General features: G+C 61.3%; 20 protein-coding genes. 9 read left to right on the top strand and 11 right to left on the bottom strand.

Annotation, left to right across the window (positions count from 1 at the left end):
- Positions 1-67 precede the first annotated feature (67 nt).
- On the bottom strand, positions 68-667 hold the full coding sequence (locus AC1D1Z_RS10610; RefSeq protein ID WP_376766706.1) for an autoinducer binding domain-containing protein: 600 nt from the start codon (positions 665-667) through the stop codon (positions 68-70).
- A gap of 400 nt (positions 668-1067) precedes the next feature.
- Here AC1D1Z_RS10610 and sciP point away from each other — a divergent pair, with 400 nt between their 5' ends.
- Positions 1068-1343: a CtrA inhibitor SciP gene (gene sciP / locus AC1D1Z_RS10605; RefSeq protein WP_007533628.1), complete on the top strand. Its 276-nt coding sequence runs from the start codon at positions 1068-1070 to the stop codon at positions 1341-1343.
- Positions 1344-1366: 23 nt separating this feature from the next.
- On the opposite strand, the gene AC1D1Z_RS10600 is transcribed toward sciP, so the two are convergent.
- Positions 1367-1912 carry a paraquat-inducible protein A gene (locus AC1D1Z_RS10600; RefSeq protein ID WP_197728262.1) on the bottom strand — a complete coding sequence of 182 codons (546 nt, stop codon included), beginning with the start codon at positions 1910-1912 and terminating at the stop codon, positions 1367-1369.
- Positions 1913-1967: 55 nt separating this feature from the next.
- Here AC1D1Z_RS10600 and AC1D1Z_RS10595 point away from each other — a divergent pair, with 55 nt between their 5' ends.
- Entirely contained in the window at positions 1968-2246 is a 279-nt protein-coding gene (locus AC1D1Z_RS10595; protein ID WP_130652946.1) for a GNAT family N-acetyltransferase, read from the top strand.
- Between the two features lie 376 nt (positions 2247-2622).
- Here AC1D1Z_RS10595 and AC1D1Z_RS10590 read toward each other — a convergent pair whose 3' ends face one another.
- Entirely contained in the window at positions 2623-2973 is a 351-nt protein-coding gene (locus tag AC1D1Z_RS10590; RefSeq protein WP_007630691.1) for a hypothetical protein, read from the bottom strand.
- A gap of 436 nt (positions 2974-3409) precedes the next feature.
- Here AC1D1Z_RS10590 and ctrA point away from each other — a divergent pair, with 436 nt between their 5' ends.
- Complete coding sequence (gene ctrA, locus AC1D1Z_RS10585) at positions 3410-4111, top strand: response regulator transcription factor CtrA (RefSeq protein WP_003542362.1); 702 nt, start codon at positions 3410-3412, stop codon at positions 4109-4111.
- Positions 4112-4338: 227 nt separating this feature from the next.
- On the opposite strand, the gene AC1D1Z_RS10580 is transcribed toward ctrA, so the two are convergent.
- A complete protein-coding gene (locus AC1D1Z_RS10580) occupies positions 4339-4701 on the bottom strand; it encodes a response regulator (RefSeq protein ID WP_010069020.1) in 363 nt (120 codons plus the stop codon).
- A gap of 120 nt (positions 4702-4821) precedes the next feature.
- Positions 4822-5469, bottom strand: coding sequence for a histidine phosphotransferase ChpT (chpT, locus tag AC1D1Z_RS10575; RefSeq protein WP_112904771.1), 648 nt, complete (start codon positions 5467-5469; stop codon positions 4822-4824).
- 194 nt (positions 5470-5663) lie between these two features.
- Here chpT and AC1D1Z_RS10570 point away from each other — a divergent pair, with 194 nt between their 5' ends.
- Entirely contained in the window at positions 5664-6251 is a 588-nt protein-coding gene (locus AC1D1Z_RS10570) for a DUF1134 domain-containing protein (RefSeq protein WP_028733268.1), read from the top strand.
- 115 nt (positions 6252-6366) lie between these two features.
- On the top strand, positions 6367-7527 hold the full coding sequence (locus AC1D1Z_RS10565) for a coiled-coil domain-containing protein (protein WP_130652947.1): 1161 nt from the start codon (positions 6367-6369) through the stop codon (positions 7525-7527).
- 100 nt (positions 7528-7627) lie between these two features.
- Here the strand turns inward: AC1D1Z_RS10565 and AC1D1Z_RS10560 are convergent, their stop codons facing one another.
- Positions 7628-8452 carry a TrmH family RNA methyltransferase gene (locus AC1D1Z_RS10560; RefSeq protein WP_130652948.1) on the bottom strand — a complete coding sequence of 275 codons (825 nt, stop codon included), beginning with the start codon at positions 8450-8452 and terminating at the stop codon, positions 7628-7630.
- Between the two features lie 7 nt (positions 8453-8459).
- Positions 8460-8846 (bottom strand): hypothetical protein, encoded by a 387-nt coding sequence (locus AC1D1Z_RS10555; protein WP_018243316.1) that lies wholly within the window; start codon positions 8844-8846, stop codon positions 8460-8462.
- A 42-nt stretch (positions 8847-8888) separates the two neighbouring features.
- Between AC1D1Z_RS10555 and AC1D1Z_RS10550 the strand changes: the two genes are divergently transcribed.
- Complete coding sequence (locus AC1D1Z_RS10550; protein WP_018446896.1) at positions 8889-9914, top strand: RluA family pseudouridine synthase; 1026 nt, start codon at positions 8889-8891, stop codon at positions 9912-9914.
- A 188-nt stretch (positions 9915-10102) separates the two neighbouring features.
- Positions 10103-11011 carry an RNA polymerase sigma factor RpoH gene (rpoH, locus tag AC1D1Z_RS10545; RefSeq protein ID WP_018243318.1) on the top strand — a complete coding sequence of 303 codons (909 nt, stop codon included), beginning with the start codon at positions 10103-10105 and terminating at the stop codon, positions 11009-11011.
- Positions 11012-11139: 128 nt separating this feature from the next.
- Here rpoH and AC1D1Z_RS10540 read toward each other — a convergent pair whose 3' ends face one another.
- Both AC1D1Z_RS10540 and AC1D1Z_RS10535 read right to left on the bottom strand, forming a co-directional pair.
- Positions 11140-13647: a hypothetical protein gene (locus AC1D1Z_RS10540; RefSeq protein WP_130652949.1), complete on the bottom strand. Its 2508-nt coding sequence runs from the start codon at positions 13645-13647 to the stop codon at positions 11140-11142.
- Positions 13648-13707: 60 nt separating this feature from the next.
- Positions 13708-15006 (bottom strand): adenylosuccinate synthase, encoded by a 1299-nt coding sequence (locus AC1D1Z_RS10535; RefSeq protein ID WP_018243320.1) that lies wholly within the window; start codon positions 15004-15006, stop codon positions 13708-13710.
- 191 nt (positions 15007-15197) lie between these two features.
- Here AC1D1Z_RS10535 and AC1D1Z_RS10530 point away from each other — a divergent pair, with 191 nt between their 5' ends.
- Complete coding sequence (locus AC1D1Z_RS10530) at positions 15198-16115, top strand: DMT family transporter (RefSeq protein WP_018243321.1); 918 nt, start codon at positions 15198-15200, stop codon at positions 16113-16115.
- 3 nt (positions 16116-16118) lie between these two features.
- Here AC1D1Z_RS10530 and AC1D1Z_RS10525 read toward each other — a convergent pair whose 3' ends face one another.
- A complete protein-coding gene (locus tag AC1D1Z_RS10525; protein ID WP_477850433.1) occupies positions 16119-16967 on the bottom strand; it encodes a GNAT family N-acetyltransferase in 849 nt (282 codons plus the stop codon).
- Between the two features lie 144 nt (positions 16968-17111).
- Here AC1D1Z_RS10525 and AC1D1Z_RS10520 point away from each other — a divergent pair, with 144 nt between their 5' ends.
- Positions 17112-17387, top strand: coding sequence for a hypothetical protein (locus tag AC1D1Z_RS10520; RefSeq protein ID WP_446951132.1), 276 nt, complete (start codon positions 17112-17114; stop codon positions 17385-17387).
- Here AC1D1Z_RS10520 and AC1D1Z_RS10515 read toward each other — a convergent pair.
- Positions 17337-19154 carry a putative bifunctional diguanylate cyclase/phosphodiesterase gene (locus tag AC1D1Z_RS10515; RefSeq protein ID WP_130652952.1) on the bottom strand — a complete coding sequence of 606 codons (1818 nt, stop codon included), beginning with the start codon at positions 19152-19154 and terminating at the stop codon, positions 17337-17339. The two genes, AC1D1Z_RS10520 and AC1D1Z_RS10515, sit on opposite strands and share 51 nt — an antisense overlap.
- Positions 19155-19172: the final 18 nt, after the last annotated feature.

The following is a 19172-nucleotide window of genomic DNA, read 5'->3' as shown; positions in this document are numbered from 1 at the left end:
CGCGCAAAGGACGCTGTAGCACTTTGAATTGCCGCCTGATTCCTTAAGTCGATTCCGATTTAAGGAATCAGGCGGCGTCGCAGGCATTCGATTTCGCGCCGGGTGAGCGTCTCCGACGGACCGTTTCCGGGTTGCCATTGCGCGAAACCTTGTCCAGAAGCTCCATGCAGCCGTAAAGCAGCGCCATCGCCTGCTCCCGCGTGGGCATAGGACAGTCGCCTGAGAAGGCGAAGATGTATTGTTTCAGGTCAGCGTCATGCAGCGCGAAGGCGAAGGTATTCTTCAGCCCGTGCAGCTGAAAGAGCGTGTTGAGTCTGCGGTTTTCCTGATTGGCGGCGCTGCCCGCAAACGACCCCTCTTTGCAGAAGATCGGCACGATCGTCCGCTTCATCGCGGTCACCAGTCTGCTGCAATAGAAGAGATCGGCGGCCTCGTAAAAGCCGACCAGGCTTAGCGGCCAGTTCCTGATCAGCCGGTTTTCGATGAAAGCCGTACGGTCRCCGCGCGGGAAAACCGAGAGCAGATAAAAATCGAAGCCCGCAAGCTTCGCCATCTCCCCGAGCCGTTCCTTGCCGTCGTTAAACGAAGCCCCGGCGCCCACGGCCTTCGAAGGCGAAAATGCAGCATCCTCAGCGCAGTCGTCGACTGCGCGCTCAGGTCTTTCCATCTTCGTATCCTCGTAAGGCCAACTTCGGCTCGGCCTCGCTGCCGGCGGCGAGAAGCTCGCGCCGTAGCATCAGCAGAGACGGATTTCTGCCCCGCATCCCGAGGACACGAAGCGTCAAAAGCGCAAACTGGACTGATGCAGCGGGAAGAGCGGAGTCGAAGTCTTGCGCTCATTCCTTTGTTGCAGCGCTTAGAAGATCATCCCGGGAAATCAGCTAATCTTTATTCCGCATGGCTCCCATGCAGGCGCTACAAATTGACGTAGCGGCAGGCGGCCGCCCCCAAATCCGCGGCCCGAGGGCATCTAAATTTGTTATCAAAGTCTTACGATGGGTTTAGGCAATTTTTAAATGTGGCAGGCTAGAGTGGGGTTCGTGGTCTTGCGTTGTGTAGAGAGTCCAATGACCGAAATGATACGTCCCCGAGTAAAATATGTCATCGGCCCCGATGGCAGCCCCCTGACGATCGCGGATCTTCCGCCGCCCAATACGCGGCGCTGGGTGATTCGCCGGAAGGCAGAGGTTGTCGCGGCTGTTCGCGGTGGCTTGTTGAGCTTGGAAGAGGCCTGCGAGCGTTATACGCTCACGGTCGAAGAATTCCTCTCCTGGCAGTCGTCGATCAACAGCCACGGTCTCGCCGGCCTGCGCACCACGCGCATTCAGCAATATCGTCACTGATCACCCGCCAGCATCGACGACATCTATTTCGGGCCGGACGCATCTCCCATCAGGGAATGAAGAAGGCCCGAAATCATTGACGAGGCCGCATAGCACCAGAGGCCTGGCTGCGTGAAGGCATCCGCCAGCCCCGTCGTCTTCGCCGCCGCAATGACGATCGCGACCAGCAGCACGTCCATCATCGACCACTTGGACAGATGCGGTACGACACGACGATAGAAGAGGCTGCCGGCCCCAACGCCGGTGGCCGTCGCTTCTGCGGCGATCCCGATCATCTTTAGAGACGGGAGCAGGATCGAAACCAGTGCAACGATCGCCGCCAGCAGCCCGTCCCCGCCTTGCCAGAGCGAGACGATGATTTCGATGAGGGACGGCGTCTCGTCGAAGAAATACAGCGTCTCGAAACGGACCAGCGGTAACACGAGACCGAGCGCCAGGAAGAACGGCGCGGCCACGAGAAGCACGGGGCGAATCATCGAAAGCGCCTTCATTGCCCTGAACCTCGTATCGATCCGATATTTTGCATGAACACTCCGTCTCCTGCCTGTCCTGCCTCCACGGCTTGGCACGACCGCGCCGCCATGTCACGGTCCGCGACGACACTATCCGTTACGAGGAAAGACAATGGACATTCGAAACGAGGAAGGCGCCTCCGGCGGCCGGTATGCGGCCGAGGTGGACGGGCACGAGGCGGAGATGACCTATTCACGCACATCGCCGAAGCTCATCATCATCGATCACACGGCCGTTCCCGATGCGTTGCGCGGCAAGGGTGTAGGCCAGGCATTGGCGCTCCACGCCGTGGAAGCAGCCCGCACCGGCGGATGGAAGATCATCCCGCTTTGCCCCTTCTTCAAGGCGCAGGCGCAACGCCATCCGGAATGGAAGGATGTCGTGAACTAGCGCATCTGCCCGAAAATCGGAATCGGTTGTCAGAAAGCACGATGCGCGGATTGAAAGAGTTGGAGCGTCCTTTGCGCGTCCGAAAGGACGCACGGTGCTCTAATGCGCGTCGCTCAAAGACAGGCTGCAGGTTTGGGGCGGCGCATAAAAAGGCATGACTCGCGTCGCGTGAACCACGCTCGACGTGACCCGCTTTGGAGGTAGCTTCTTCAATCGCCTTCGGCGTGACAGCCTCGATTTCGGCGAGAGCTGCACCGAGGCGCTGACGCCGAGAGGCGAAAACACCAAAAGCCATGTATGACGGACAGCGCGCCCGTCATACATGGCTTCTCAGCGGCGATCCCAGGCGCCGAAACCGGCGCCCACCGTTTTTCTCTTACGCCCTTGCTCGGGCGCCGCTGTCACGCTCTTCCAGCGCCGTCGCCCTTGCATATTCCGCCTGCATCTCCTCGAGCGCCATTTCCAGCGTCTCTTCCTGCGTCTTCAGTTCCTTGATCGAAACCTGCAGGTTATCGGCCCGCTGACGCGCGGCCTTGGCGAAGGTCGGATAAGCAAAGTGATTCGGGTCGGAAATACCGGACTTCTTTTCCTCGACGACGATCTGGCTCTCCAGATCCTTCGTCATCCGTTCGAATTCAGACATCATCATTTGCAATTGCTGCAACTGACGTCGTTTTTCGTTCACCTGAAATTCCTTCAGGCGAACGAGACTTTCTCGCGACTTCATACGCATTACTCCCGTGATGCGAGACCCCGGCTCAACTTGAAACCGCCCTGCGCGCCGCTTTGACACGGTTTGCTAAAAAATTTCCTGCGATATTAACAAATACCTACCGCTGGTAACCTTTCGTTTACGGGCATCGTTAATGATAGGCCCTATGATTTAAGGGTCGGTAAATGCCACGGCATGAAGTTCGAACCTTTTCATTGGCGAGTCGGATGAATCACTTAGCGCTGTTTCCTAATGTTAAAGTTGAGGAACGTCTTTTTGAGATTCCTATTGGAAAACAGAGAAATGGAAAAATTATTTAATAAATTCGATACTCCTTGCCAGAGTGAATTAGAATTTGTTAACCATTTCGTGGCAGCTTCCAAATCACGTAGCGTGTTCGGTATCGTGTAGGGGGCCAGACCACCTTTCGGCGGCGGTAAAGGGGATAATTATGCGGGTACTTCTAATCGAGGATGACAGCGCGACGGCGCAGAGCATCGAGTTGATGCTGAAATCAGAGAGTTTTAATGTTTATACCACCGATCTCGGTGAAGAAGGCGTCGATCTGGGCAAGCTGTATGATTATGACATCATCCTTCTCGATCTGAACCTGCCCGACATGTCCGGATATGAAGTGCTTCGCACTCTCCGGTTGTCCAAGGTCAAGACGCCGATCCTCATCCTGTCGGGCATGGCCGGCATCGAAGACAAGGTTCGTGGCCTCGGCTTCGGCGCCGACGACTACATGACCAAGCCGTTCCACAAGGACGAGCTCGTCGCTCGCATCCACGCCATCGTCCGCCGCTCCAAGGGCCATGCCCAGTCGGTCATCATGACCGGCGAGTTGATCGTCAACCTCGACGCCAAGACTGTCGAAGTCGGCGGCCAGCGCGTCCACCTGACGGGCAAAGAATATCAGATGCTGGAGCTGCTTTCGCTCCGCAAGGGCACCACCCTCACCAAGGAAATGTTCCTGAACCACCTTTACGGCGGCATGGACGAGCCGGAACTGAAGATCATCGACGTCTTCATCTGCAAGCTCCGCAAGAAGCTCGCCAACGCTGCCGGCGGCGCCAACTATATCGAGACCGTCTGGGGCCGTGGTTACGTTCTTCGCGAACCGGATGGGGCCGAATACGCAGAAACCGCCTGATTTTTTCCGATCCCCCTTATCGGATAAACGAAGATCCCGCCTTTCCGGCGGGATTTTTCGTTTCTGCCCTGGGCAAATAAGAAGCCACCCTGACGGAAGATTTCAGGCTGGATAGGCCTGATCCTCCGTGTCTCGTTTAAGAAAAAATAGGACGTGGCGACGGCCGAACGCACTTGCACTTTCGGCATGATGCTCGAGGGACAACCGATATGAGCGGAAGATCTGCGTCAGGCGGCGATCGCGCGGTTTCCGAAAACCGCGGTCAGGATCTTGCGATCGAACGGCTTCAGCAGGAAGTCGGTCGCACCGGCCCGTTTGCCCGCCATCAGCTTCTTCAGATCCGCCTCGACGACGCAGTAATAGATCTTGACCTCTTTGCCGCCGTCCATTGCGCGGATGGCGGCGATGAGATCGAGGGCGCCTTCCATGCCGGAATCGACGATCAGATATTCCGGCAGCTCCGCCTGGCAGCGCTGCAGCGCCTCGCCGGCATTGGAGGCTTCGCTGACGAGAAAATCGAGTTCGGAGAGAATGCGCTTGCCGACCTTGCGGACGATGTCCGAATTATCGGTGATCATGAACCTTTGCATGGCCGCTCCTTTGCCCCCGCATTCGTCGCAGCAAGAGGCCTCTTACAACCCTGGAGAATAGGTCCATCAGGCTAACGAATCGTTACCGGACGGGCGCCGACACGCGTCCGCGCTCCGAAATCAGGCCACCGCGGCCACTGCCGTGAACACCAGTTCGTCTGCGCTGGCGCTGTGATCGAGCGTCATTCCGCACTCTTGCGCCAGAAGTACTGTGTAATAGGGCTGGATCGAATGGGCGTCGATCGCCTCCTCGATGTTGCCGGTCGATATCTCGACGAATTTCGGCGGCAAGCGCATCAGTTTGCCTTTGGCCGTGAGCTTGAACCTGGCATCGAATTCGGGATTTTCGAGCGTTACCTCGAGTACACCGCCGCGCGGAATGGCAGAATAGGCAACGAGGAAGAGGTTGAGCAGCAGCTTGACACGATTCTTGGCGACGATGGCGCGCGGTCCGTTCCAGATCACCTCCGTCTTCTTCTCGGCGACGGCAAAATCCTTGGCAGCGCGTTCGGCCTCGCCCGTGTCGATCGAGGCGCCGACGGAGCCCGACGCACCAAAGGCGAGGCGTGCGAATTTCAGGCGGACGGACGCGTTGAGGGCGCTGGTGCGGATCAGGTCCATCGCATCGGAATCGGCGCCGCCCTCGTCCAGCAGTTCCAGCCCGTTATTGATCGCGCCGACGGGCGAGATGACATCGTGGCAAACGCGGCTGCAAAGAAGCGCGGCCAGATCCGGGCCGGACAGGGTGAGATTGGGGTTCTTGGACATCATCGTCTCCTGAGGGGCGGCAATTTCATTGCGCCCGGAATATACTTCATCAAAATTGCGCGAAGTTTGCGATCGTACTCGATGCCATAATGACACCATATTTGGTAAACCGATTGTTAAGATCATCGGCGCAAAATGCACCAATCGCCGCGAGCGGTTGCCCGCTCCTAGCCAAACGACGAACGGATGACACAATGCGCCCTCGATTTCCGCACCGATTCATCGGCTTCTGCAGGTTGCTTTCGGCCCTCGTCTTCTCCTCGCTGATGGTTGCCGCACCGGCCGCTGCCCAGGACAACGGCCAGTACACGATGCAGGAAATCGTTGACGCCGGCCACTCCTTCTTCGGTTCCGCCAGCGGCGGACTTGCCAAGGTCGTCGAGAGTGCCTTCCAGAAATACGGCCTGCCGAACGGCTATATCCTCGGACAAGAAGGCGGCGGCGCCTTCATCGCCGGCCTTACCTATGGCGAAGGCCAGCTGAACACCAAGAACGCTGGCGAACATAATCTCTACTGGCAGGGACCCTCGCTCGGCCTCGATTACGGCGGCCAGGGCTCGCGCGTGATGATGCTGGTCTACGACCTGCCCTCCATCAACGGCATCTATGCCCGCTTCGGCGGCGTCAGCGGCTCGGCCTATGTGATCGCCGGCTTCGGCATGACGCTGCTCAAGAACAACGATGTGCTGGTCGTGCCGATCCGCACCGGCGTCGGTGCCCGCCTCGGCGTCAACGTCGGCTATCTCAAGATCACCCAGGCGCCGACCTGGAACCCCTTCTGAGGCCGCAAAGCCGCCGGAATGTGCCGCCGTCCCCACCGGCGGCCTTGCCATGGGCGTCATGCCTGCTTAATCATCGCGGCTGACCCGTATCAACCTTCTTACCGATGGCCGCGCCGTGATCGAATATGCTCTTTTGTTCGGATTGGGCTTCCTGACCGCGGCCTTCCTCGTCTTTCTGGTCTCGCCGGCCGTTCACCGCCGTATTGTCTGGTATACAGAGAACCGGCTGAAAGCGACGATGCCGCTGAGCCCACAAGAGGTTCGCGCCCAGAAAGACATGGTGCGCGCGCTTTATGCCGCCGAAAACGCCCGCACCACCCAGGACCTTCTGCGTGAGCGCGAGAAATCCCTGTCGTTCCAGCTTCGCCACGACGCCCTCGCCGTCGACGCCGGCAGGCTTGCCGCCGAGATCGGCGATTTGCAGGCGCAGATCGGCGAGATGCATGTCGAGGCGGCCGACCAGCGCTCGCATCTGCGCAAGGACGAGAACTATATCAGCCAGTTGAAGACCAACCTGCATATTGCCGAGCAGTCCGCTGTCAACAAGGGAAGCGAACTGGCGACGATGAGGACGCGCCTGAGCAAGCTCGGTGAACAGGCCGATGGGCTGAGGATCGACCTGGCCGCGCGCGAGACCGAGGCGGAGAGCCTGAAATTCCGGGTCAACGCACTGCGCGACGAACGCGACACGCTGCGCCAGGACGTCAGCCTGCTGCAGAAGCGCGCCAAGGATGCCGAACAGAAACTGACGCAGCAGCAGCATATGGTGATCCGTCTGGAGGATAAGGCCGCGCGCGAGAGCGCTACCGCCACCGAAAAGGAAACCCTGGTCGCGCGCCGCCAGCAGGAGATCGCCAAGTTGAAGGAGCAGTTGAAGGCCGCCAACGCCGAAATCCGCAAGGTCAACCGGGTGTTGCGCGACGCCGGCCTTGCCGGGATGGTGGCGGAGTTGCCGGCGGAAATGACCGCCGAAGACACGACCGCAGCCGAACTCGACACCGCCGTCGTCACAGCTGAGATCGGCGAAGATGTCCGCACCCGCAGTGTCGCCCTTGCTGAGCGCTTGCAAAAGGCAAAGGCCTCAACCGGGCGCGATGGCGCGATCCGCGAGGAGATCGCCTCGATCGCCGCCAATATGGTGGCGCTGACCGCACTCAACGAAGGTCCCTCCTCGCCGATCCGCACACTGCTGTTGGATGCTGCGGAAAGGAACCCGAACGATCGCGTCAGCCTTGCCGACAGGGCGGCCGCGATCATCGCCGATCCCCCGCGCTGACGCCTTAACGCGGCGCGCGTCCGATAGGACGCATGGCGCGCCATCATTTTTGAATTGGCGCAGAACCCTGAAAATCGATTTCGATTTGAGAAGGCATGCGTTAGATCCGGCCCATCGCCGAGGCCATGGAAAACAGTGCGATCCCCGTCGCCGTCGCGGCGTTGAGGCTGTCGAGTTCCTCCGACTGTGGAATGCGCGCGCTCTGGAACCGCGCAAGCAGCGCCTCCGGCAACCCCTCGCCTTCGGTGCCGACGACGAGCGCCATACGCGTCGAGGCCGGAATGGCGCGGATATCGGTCTTGCCGTGCGGCGAAAGCGTCCAGATGGCAAAGCCCCGTTCGGCAAGCGCCAGAAGCACATCCAGCGCCTTGCCGCCGCGACGGTGCGCAACGCCCAGCACCGAACCGACCGAGACACGCAGCGCCTTGCGGTAGAGTGGATCACAGGAGGTTTCGTCGAGCAGCACCGCATCGGCCCGGAAGGCAGCCGCATTGCGAAACATCGAGCCGGCATTGTCGTGATTGGAAATGCCGCAACCGACGAGCACCAGCGCCTGCTCCGGCAGCGCGTCGAGAAGGGCAGCTTCCCCGCGATCCTCCCGCCGGCCGAGCGCGAGAACGCCGCGATGCAGATGGAAACCGACGACGCCGTCGAGCACATCAGCCCCGGCGACATAGACCGGCACATCGGCCGGAAACCGCTCCAGGATGGGCCGGACGCCCTCGACGCGGTTGCGCAGCAGCAGGATCTTCTCGGCGATAAAGCCGCGGCCGGCCGCATGTGCCTCGGCGAGCGTGCGCAGCACGACGGTGCCTTCGGCGATGAAGCGCTTCTCTCGGCCCGTCAGGTCGCGCTCGCGAATTTCGCGGAATTCGGCGACGCGCGGATCGTCGGCGCTGTCGATGTCGATCGGGACGGCGGCCATGCCGGCCTCAATTGCCCGCGACGGTGACGTCGGCGACGGTGCGGCCGGTCCTGAGATCGTAGACCAGCGCCTTACTCTTGCCCTCGACCGTTTCGCCGTAGAACAGGATCTGCCCGGCCGAAAACGATGTGGACTGCACCTTGAAGCCAAGCGGCAGGGAAACGGTTGCCGCAAGCGGCGCATCCGAAGGCACGCCGGAGGCGGCAACAGTGGACGCCGTCTCCTTCGGCTCGCTGTGCATCGCCTTGTAGACAACCGCGCCGAAGACCGCCATAAGGCTCACGAACATGATGGCGCCGGAAACGATCTGCAGGCGGACCATCTTGCGCCGGACACTTTCCATCGCCGGATCAAGGGGCTTCTCTTCCTGGTCGTCTGGCTCGATTGCTGTCATCTGTGCGTCCCGTTCTAAAAAATACGTCGGAGAAGAAGCGTCTTGAGCGACCCCTTTAAACAAGCCGCCGGCAATAGAAAAGTCCTGACCGCCGATGAAAGCGCCGAAGGCCGGCTCGACGCCTGGCTGACGGCGCAGGTCGGTGAGGAATTTTCGCGCAGCCGCATCAAGACGCTGATCAAGGATGGCCAGGTTTTTCTGCGCGGCCAACCCGTCACCGACCCGCAACGCAAGGTGCGCACCGGCGATAGTTTCGAGATCACGCTGCCCGAGCCGGAAGACCCGACGCCGCAGGGCGAGGACATCCCGCTTGATATCCTCCATGAGGACGACGACGTCATCGTCATTTCCAAGCCTTCCGGCCTCGTCGTCCATCCCGGCCCCGGCAACTGGACGGGGACGCTGGTCAACGCGCTGATCCACCATTGCAGCGATACGCTCTCAGGCATCGGCGGTGTGCGCCGCCCCGGCATCGTCCACCGTCTCGACAAGGACACGACAGGCGTCATGGTCGTCGCCAAGAACGACATTGCCCATCGCCACCTCTCGCTGCAATTTGCCGACCATGGCCGCACCATGCCGCTGGAGCGGGCCTACCAGGCAGTCGTCTGGGGCCGACCCCGCACGCTGTCGGGCACAGTCGACGCGCCGCTTGGCCGCGCCACCGGCGACCGCACGCGCCGCGCCGTCAAACGCCCCGACAGTCAGGACGCCGACGAGGCGATCACGCATTACCAGGTGATCGAGCGCTTCCATGAGAAGCCGGACGCGACCGCGTTCGCCTCGCTGGTCGAGTGCCGCCTCGAAACCGGCCGCACCCACCAGATCCGTGTCCACATGGCCCATATCGGCCATCCGCTGCTCGGCGATACGGTTTACGGCGCCGGCTTCAAGACCAAGGCCAATCTTCTGCCCGAAGAGATCCGCAAGGTTGTCAATGGTTTCGGCCGCCAGGCGCTGCATGCCTTCATGCTGCAATTCGAGCATCCCCGCACCGGCGAAATCATGCATTTCGAGGTGCCGCTGCCGGATGATATGGTCGAATTGGTCGAGGCGCTGCGGCGATAAAGGCGGCTCTGAATGCCGGCCTTCCAACTCACAGCTGCGTGAGCGGCACCTTGAACCGCCGTTTCGCCACACTTATCTGTATATTGACTTAGTGCGGGCTCGGAGAGAGCCGCACGTCCCGGTTTGCCTTTTTAACGCGAGGACGCGTTTTCCATCGGGAACCGGAATTCACTTTAGGAGGGTGCACTATGGCCCGAAATACCTTGCCGTCCATTACCGCCGGTGAAGCCGGTCTCAATCGTTACCTCGACGAAATCCGCAAGTTCCCGATGCTGGAGCCGCAGCAGGAATACATGCTCGCCAAGCGTTATGCCGAGCATGGTGACCGGGACGCCGCCCACAAGCTCGTCACCAGCCATCTTCGCCTCGTCGCGAAGATCGCGATGGGTTATCGCGGCTACGGCCTGCCGATCGGCGAAGTCGTCTCCGAGGGCAATGTCGGCCTGATGCAGGCCGTCAAGAAATTCGATGCCGAGCGCGGCTTCCGCCTCGCCACCTATGCCATGTGGTGGATCAAGGCCTCGATCCAGGAATATATCCTGCGCTCGTGGTCGCTGGTGAAGATGGGCACGACCGCCAACCAGAAGCGCCTGTTCTTCAACCTGCGCCGGCTGAAGGGCCGCATCCAGGCAATCGATGACGGCGACCTGAAGCCGGAGCACGTCTCGGAAATTGCCACCAAGCTGAACGTCTCGGAGGAGGAGGTCATTTCGATGAACCGCCGCCTCTCCGGCGACGCCTCGCTGAACGCACCGATCAAGGCAGCCGAAGGTGACAGCGGCCAATGGCAGGATTGGCTGGTGGACGACCATGACAGCCAGGAAGACGTGCTGATCGAACAGGATGAGCTCGACACCCGCCGGCGCATGCTGGCGAAAGCGATGAGCGTGCTGAACGAGCGCGAACGCCGCATCTTCGAGGCTCGCCGTCTCGCCGAGGATCCAGTGACCCTGGAAGACCTTTCGACCGAATTCGACATCAGCCGCGAACGCGTGCGCCAGATCGAGGTCCGCGCCTTCGAAAAGGTGCAGGACGCGGTCCGCAAGGAAGCCCTGGAACGCGCCAAGGCCGTCCGCGTCGTCGAAGCCACGGCATAAGCCTGCCGCGCGATACAATTGAAGAAGGCGGGTCCCTTGCGGCCCGCCTTTTCATTTTCATTCACTTTTGTACCGCAGTCTCAGCGCCACCCCAAAGGTCCGGAATGCTGGCGTTGCTGAAGAAACCCTCACTGACTCGTCGACACATCCCCGAGCGCGGTCCATTCCTTGATCGCGGTATTGAAGGCGTCCGTTCCCGTACCGCCCTTTTCCATCGTCAGCAGCGCGCGGCGGCCGTTGCGGTAGGTGATCGGAATATCGATCCAGTTGCGGGTCGACATCAGGTCGAGATTGGCCTTGCGCGCATCAGGGTAATCGTTGAGCGCGATCATATGGAAATCGTCGGTGATCTTGGCCGGAACCGCGATCAGCGCGTCGCCGCGGTCCTGCTCCGTGCGCTTCATCGAGATGCGCTGGACGCTGTCGATGCTGCCGCCTTCGAAATTCGGCGGCACCGAGAATACGATCTCCACGAGATGGCTTGCCGGCAGCGACGGATCGGAATTGCGCTTGAAGGTGACGAGAGCCGAAAGATTGCGTTCGGGAACGGTGACGTTGCCCTGTACCGTCGCCTCCTGCCGGCCGTCCTGGCCGGCCTCGTGCTGCACGGTCCAGACGACCGATCCCTCGATCGCCGTCGGCGAACTCTGGCCGATACGCTCCTCATAAAGGAACATCTTTTCCGACGAACCGACGGGTGGGGTCTGCTGCGGCGATGCCACCGGGCCGTTTGGCGTCGGCGTTTCGGCAGGTGCCACATCGCCCTGCGCGCTGGCAGGCGGCGTATCTGCTGCCGCGACATTCTGTTCGGCGACCGATTTTCCTTCCGCGGTCGGTGTTCCCGGCACAGTCGCCGGTCCACTGTCGACCTCGGTCCCATCGGTCAGCAGCCGTTGGGTGAATTTCGAATTGGCCGCAGCGCCGTCATTGTTCATTGACGCTACCTGCGGGTTCGGCTGCGCCGGCGTCGCTGGGGTATTCTGCGCTCCTGGTGTGGTCGGCTGGGCTGGCGTCACCGCGCCCGGCTGGGCAGGCGTCGCCGAGCTAGCCGGCGGTGTTGCCGCCTCGTTCTTGGTCGCCTGCGACGGTGCCGAGCTGACGAGCCCGTCGACCATCGCCACCAGCGCCTCTCTGTTCATCCAGCCGGCATAGGCGCCGCCACCAATCAGGATGAGTGCGAAGATGAGCGTGATCACGGTACCGATGCCGAAGCGGCGACGCTTCGGCTCCATACGGAAACTCTTGCCCTGCAGCTTGGAGGCAACGATCTGATCGATATCCATCGACGGATTGGCGTCATCGTCATCAGCGGCGACCGAGCCGCGGCGGTCGTAGCCGCGTAGCGCCTTCGCCTCGCGCCAGTCCTCGCTCGGCGCGCCGCTAGCAGCCGCGGGCTTACCGTTGTGCACTTCCGCGAAGATATCGACATCGTCGAAATGAGAGGCAACCGGCGCCTTCTTATTGCTGCCGGCCTCGATCGGCGGCAGATCGTCGAAGGCGGCTGTCTCCCAGGAGAAACTTTCCTTGGCGGCCGGCATGACGGCCGCGGGGGCCGCATTTTCGAGGCTTGATATCACCTCTTCGAAGGCGCGCGCCGAGGCATCCGCGGTGACCGGCGCCGCCTGCGAATATTGCCTGAGTTCCTCTTCCGCCCATTCGGTCTCCGCATCCTTGGGCGGCGGAGCCGGCGTTTGGGCAACGGGCTCGGCCCAGACCGGGTCGAAATGCGCCGCAGCATCCGCCTGCAACGGCTCCTCGCGGCTGTGCTCGACGAATTCCTGCTGACGATCGAAATCGGCGACCGGCTCCACCAGCCGGTTGGATGCATGGTCTATGCCGCGGGTGGTCGGCGGCAACGGCTCGACGGGCTCGTAAGCCTCCTCGGCCTCCGGCTCCTCGTTGTCCACCGCCACCGGCTCGGCCGCGATCTCGTCGGCTTCCAGGGGATGCTGCTCGTCGGCACGGTCTTCGTCGGCTTGCTCGCTGCGATGCGCGGCAGGCGGCTCCCAGCCGTCATGTTCGGCCGACACGTCTTCGGCAGCGACGTCGCGCGCCTCGCTAGCATGCCATTCCTCGGCTGGCGCTTCCTCTTCATGCGAGGGATGCCAATATGTCTCGGCGGGACCGGATGTCTCCGGCGAAACCGCTGTCTCGGCGGCAACAGGGATTTCGGCGGGAACAGGTTCTTCCGCGGAAAGGGGCTCCTGGGCAGCGACCTCTTCCTCAGCGTCCTCTGGCGCGGCGGCTTCCACGTGATCGGGCTCGTCGGCGGCCTCGGCCGCCTGCGGTTCCGGATAGGCTTCGTCAACCGGCTCCTCGACAGCAGTCTCCGGCGCAGGCGCCGGTTCGCTTTCGTCGTGAAGAGTTTGCTCTTCCGCGGATTCCAGCGCGGCGACAGCGGCGACCGGCTCATCGAGCGGCAGCGCCTCGGAGTGTTCGCCTTCCACCTCGCGGATGGCGGCCTCGAGCTTTTCGAGCTGGCGTTGCAGCATGGCTTCCGGCGGACGCGGCTTCATATTCTCGAGCTGCCGCTGCACTGCGCCGCGGGCACGTTCGTAGACTTTCACCCGCATCTCGGGGGTATTTTCAGCCAAGCCGTCAACGGCCCGCCGAATGACTGCAATAAAATCCGCCATCAGTACTTTCTCAAGAAGTCCGGTACCCTACCGAACCATCCTCCACAGTGACCCGTGAGCTTAATCCTCAAACGGATCGGTCACAAGTATCGTATCATCCCGCTCCGGGCTGGTTGACAGGAGCGCGACAGGCGCCCCGATCAGCTCTTCGACCTGACGAACATACTTGATCGCCTGTGCCGGCAGATCCGCCCAACTGCGGGCGCCGACGGTCGATTCCTTCCAGCCTTCCAGCGTGATGTAGATCGGTTCGACCCTAGCTTGCGCTCCCTGGCTTGCCGGAAGATGATCAATCTGTTCGCCGTCGAGCATATAGCCAACGCAGATCTTCAATTCCTCGAGACCGTCGAGCACGTCGAGCTTGGTGAGCGCGATGCCCGTGATGCCATTGGTGGCAATCGATTGGCGCACGAGAGCAGCGTCGAACCAGCCGCAGCGCCGCTTGCGTCCGGTCACCACGCCGAACTCATGACCTTTTTCGCCAAGGAACTCACCGATCGCGTCCTTCAGCTCGGTCGGGAACGGGCCTTCGCCGACGCGTGTCGTATAGGCCTTGGTGATGCCGAGGATATAGCCGAGCGAGCCGGGCCCCATGCCTGAACCGGCGGCGGCCTGACCGGCCACCGTGTTCGATGAGGTGACGAAGGGATAGGTGCCGTGATCGATGTCGAGCAGGCTGCCCTGCGCGCCTTCGAAGAGGATGCGGGAGCCCTTGCGACGCTCCTTGTCGAGGAAAAGCCAGACCGTATCACGGAAAGGCAGTACCCGATCAGCGATCGAGGTCAGTTCGTCCATGATCGCCTGGTGGCTGACTTCGGCGACACCGAGGCCGCGGCGAAGCGCGTTGTGATGCGTCAGAATACGGTCGACCTTGCCGGAAAGACTATCGAGATCGGCAAGATCCATGACGCGGATGGCGCGACGGCCGACCTTGTCTTCATAGGCCGGGCCGATGCCGCGGCGCGTCGTGCCGATCTTGGTGCCGCTGTTCGATGCCGCATCCTCGCGCATCGCGTCGAGCTCGCGGTGCAGCGACAGGATGAGCGTCGCATTGTCGGCGATACGCAGATTTTCGGGCGTGATCGTCACACCCTGACCGGCGAGCTTTTCGATCTCGGCGATCAGCGCATGCGGATCGACGACGACGCCGTTGCCGATCACCGCCATCTTGCCGGGACGCACGACGCCGGACGGCAGCAGCGAGAGCTTGTAGCTGGTGCCGTCGATGACGAGCGTGTGGCCGGCATTGTGTCCGCCCTGAAAGCGCACGACAATATCTGCACGCTCCGAAAGCCAGTCGACAATCTTGCCCTTGCCTTCGTCACCCCATTGCGAACCGACCACGACTACGTTCGTCATCCAACTCTTCCTGTTACCGGCGCGGAACCGCGCACCTGCTCAAACCCGCGCATCTATAAAGCTTTGTTTTTTGGAAAGCGACCCTGTTGTCACAGTAGATTGGGCTTTTTACGTGACAAATCAGCAGCCGACAGGCTATTTCCCCTCACAAAACGCCGCACGGCGATCGCGGAAAGACGGGAAGAACGCTCTTGCAAGCCACGGCCTATATCTGCCTCGTTATCGCCACCCTTTGCTGGGGCGGCAACTCCGTCGCCGGCAAACTCGCGCTTGGGCATATCAGCCCGATGATGCTGACCTTCCTGCGCTGGTTCCTCGCCGTGGCGGTGATCGCTGTGATTTCAGTACCGCAATTGCGGAAGGACTGGCCGGTGGTCAGGAAGAACCTGCCGCTGCTCCTCTTCTACGGCGTCATCGGCTACACCCTTTTCAACGCCATGCTATATTCGGCCGTGCAATACACGACGGCGATCAACGTTGCCATTGAGCAGGCCGGCATCCCGATGCTGATCTTCCTGCTGAATTTCATGTTCTTCCGCACCGGCATCTCGCTGGCGCAATGTCTCGGCTTCGGCATGACGCTGATCGGCGTCGCTTTGACCGCCGCGCATGGTGACCTCTCAACGCTGCTGCAACTAGGCCTCAACCGCGGCGACGGGCTGATGCTGATCGCCATTGCCGCCTATTCGGTCTACACGATCTTCCTGCGCTGGAAGCCGCCGCTCGACTGGCGCACTCTAATGGCGGTCCCGGCGCTCGGCGCGATGCTGACCTCGCTGCCGCTGCTCCTCTGGGAGGTCGGCCGCGGCGCTGCGCAGTGGCCGGACCAGGCCGGCTGGGTCATCACTCTCTACACGGCGATCTTCCCGTCGCTGGTTGCGCAGATCCTGTATATCAAGGGCGTCGTCGCAATCGGCGCCAACCGGGCCGGCCTCTTCATCAATCTCGTGCCGGTGTTCGGAACGCTGCTCTCCGTCGCCCTGATCGGGGAGAGGCTGCAGTCCTTCCATGTGATCGCGCTGGTGCTCACCTTGGGCGGCATCGCGATCGCCGAAAAGGGCCGTCCGAAAGCGTCGGCACAGACCGTGCCCGCCTCACCTATGGATTAGAGCCTAACCGAGTTCCAACGTTGTCACGCCGAAGACGTGCTTCAGCGGGATGGCCGGCGCCGGCCCGCGATACATGCGCGTCGTCTCGAACACCGGTTGAAGGCCGAGGCCTTCGGCAAGCGCGACTGCCTCGTGGTTCGCCGTGGGAATGTCGATGAAGACCGCGGCCCCCTTCGCCTCCGGGATCAATTCGGCAAGCAACGCCGCGGCGCTATCGGCATCATTGGCAAAGAGCGGGCCGATCTTGTAGCCCTCGTAACAGCGGCGGATCGTGCCGTAGCCGCGGATCTTACCGCTCTTGCGCACCACCGCCGAACGGCGGCCCTTGCGGCCGGTGCACCAGGAGGTGAGGAAGGCATCCCGCGGCTGCGGAAAGATCGTCGAATCATAGCGCTGCAGGCCTTCGAGACGTGAATCCAGTGCCGACTGCGCGACAAGCGTCGAGACTGGCAGGGAGCTGGCGACCCCGCCGTAGCGAATGGTGGAATAGGCGGGTTCGAAGCCGGCCTTGCGGTAGTTGTCCTGCTGTGCGGCGACACCGTCGAGACCGATCGTGCGGTCTCCCGCGCTGGCGATGCCCGCCTCCCAGATCGCCTTGCCGTAACCCTTGCCGCGGAAATCGGGATGGACGATGTAGAGGCCCAGGAAGGCGAAACTCTCGCCATATTTGACGACCGAGATCGAACCGACGGGGACTTCACCGATCGAGYCGACGAAAAATCCTGACGGATCGGCCTCGAGGAACGCAAGCGAATCGTCAAGGCCCGGGTTCCAGCCCTCCTGACGCGCCCATTCGAGCACGAGTTCCAGTTCGCCGGGCCGCATCGAACGAACGGCAAATTCCGAATTCATGCGACTTTCCTAGATTGAATGTCCCGCAAGTCCATCCCGGCAAAGGCAAAGCAATTGTCAGGTCCCAGTTCCCCGATTGCACCTGCGAATGATGGAGAGCCGCGCTCATGGACTTGACGACGCGTATAATCATTTTTCGATGCAATGCAGAAATCTTCGTTTCCGAATTACCATGAAACAATGCCGTTGCAAGCTCAAGAAAATTACTTGTGCGCCAATTATCTTCCTGCCGATGCAAATAAAACGCCGCTCCGAAAAGATATCACCTGCCAAGTTGAATGGCGAGGACAGCATTTCGGCCGAAATCTCCTCAAGGCGCCGTTGAAAACGGCGGCCACCACGGTCGCCCGCGAACGGATCACCGACCGTTCAGCCGCCCATCGCGGTCTTCTGCTTTTCGATCCCGCTCGCCATCGATGAGAAAAGACGGTCTGTATCTGCCGCCGGTGCGGGATAACCGAACGCATAACCCTGCAGGCCGTCGCAGCCGAGCTGCGCCAGCACGACGGCATGCGCCTCGGTCTCGATGCCCTCGGCGATCACCTCGACATCAAGCGCCTTGGCGATTTCCACGATCGAACCCACCACGCGCCGCTGCTCGGCCGAGTTGACGACCTCGGTGACGAGCTGCCGGTCGATCTTCAGCCTCTTCGGCCGCAGCTTGACGAGACCGATGAGCGAGGCATGGCCCGATCCGAAGTCGTCGATCTCGATGTCGATGCCCATCTGTTTGATATCGCCGATATGATCGAGCAGTTTTTCGTCGCTGTCGTCGAGGAAAATCGTCTCAACCAGTTCGAAGACGATCACGCCAGGCGGGATGTCGAGTTTCCTCAGCTTGTCGAGCAACGCCGGATCGGCAAGCCGCGAGGCGGAAATATTGACAGCGATGCGCGGAACCGCAAGGCCGCGCAACAGCCAGAATAGCCGGTCTTCGAGAGCGCTTTTGAGGATCGCCGCGTCGATCTCCGCCGCAAGTCCGTGCTCGTCGGCGATTTTCAGGAATACCCCTGGGGCGAGCACGCCCTTCTCGGGATGTTTCCAGCGCGCCAACGCCTCGAAGCCGATGACTTCCCGCGTCCGGGCGTCGAGCTGCACCTGATAATAGGGAAGGATCTCGCCGCGCTCCAGCCCGAGCTTCAGCTCTTCGGCGAGGCGACGCTTGGAGCGCAGATCCTCCTGCAATTGCCGCGTGAAAAATTCGACGCGGTTCCGTCCGAGCTTCTTGGCCTGGTAGAGCGCCAGGTCGGATTCGGCCAGCAGGTTGCGCGCCCGCCGATCACCGCTCCAGGAAACGCCGATCGAGGCGCCGGATTGCAGCATCTCCTGGCCGAAACGGATTTTCTTCCGCAGCCGTCGCTGGACATCCTCGGTGATCAGCCTCAGCTCAGTGAGATCGGTAAAATTGACCAGCACGATGACGAATTCATCGCCGCCGACGCGGGCGACCATGCCATTTGCAGGAATGGCAGCGGTGATTCGAAGGGCTGCTGCCCTGAGCACTGCGTCGCCTGCCGCATGACCGTGGCTGTCGTTGATCTGCTTGAACTGGTCGAGGTCGAGATGCAGCACCGCGAGCGTCGTGATGCTCTTGTCGGCCGGCAGCTCCGCCAGCCGCTTGTCGAGAAGGCGCCGGTTCGGCAAGCCGGTGAGATAGTCGTGATCGGCGACATGCTCGATGCGGGCATTGCTTTCCTCAAGCGCCAGCGCCCTCGCCTCGGCCACCACCTTCTGCCGCGCCAGTTCCGCGTTGAGCATTACGTCGGCAGTCACATCCCATTCGGCGCCAATGAAGGAGGGCAGACCTTCCGCATCGACATAGAAATGCGCGCGCGAACGCAAATGACGGATTTCGCCGCTCGGCAGCACGATACGGAATTGTGAGTTATAGGCGCCGCGCGTCGCGATTGCCTGCTCGAAGTCGCTTTCGGCCCGCTCACGATCATCCGGATGGATGGCATTCGACCAAAGCGAAGCCGGCACAAGACGATACGTCTCGCCGGTCTCATAGAGACGATGCATTTGCGCATCCCACAAGATCCCGTCCTGCTCGATGCTATGCTCCCAGACACCAATCTGGGATGCGTCGAGAGCGAGTTCGAGCCGACGCAGAAGATCCTGAAACTCTCGTTCGGATCGTGTGGCTTTGTTCTCTGGCAACGCGGTCCCAGCCTTAGAAGCTTGTATAACGGCAATATGGTCTCA

The sequence above is a fragment of the Rhizobium sp. P1_E1 genome (genome assembly GCF_056406015.1).
Note: the sequence above shows the minus strand (reverse complement) of the source record. Positions and strands in the feature narration are given on the sequence as shown.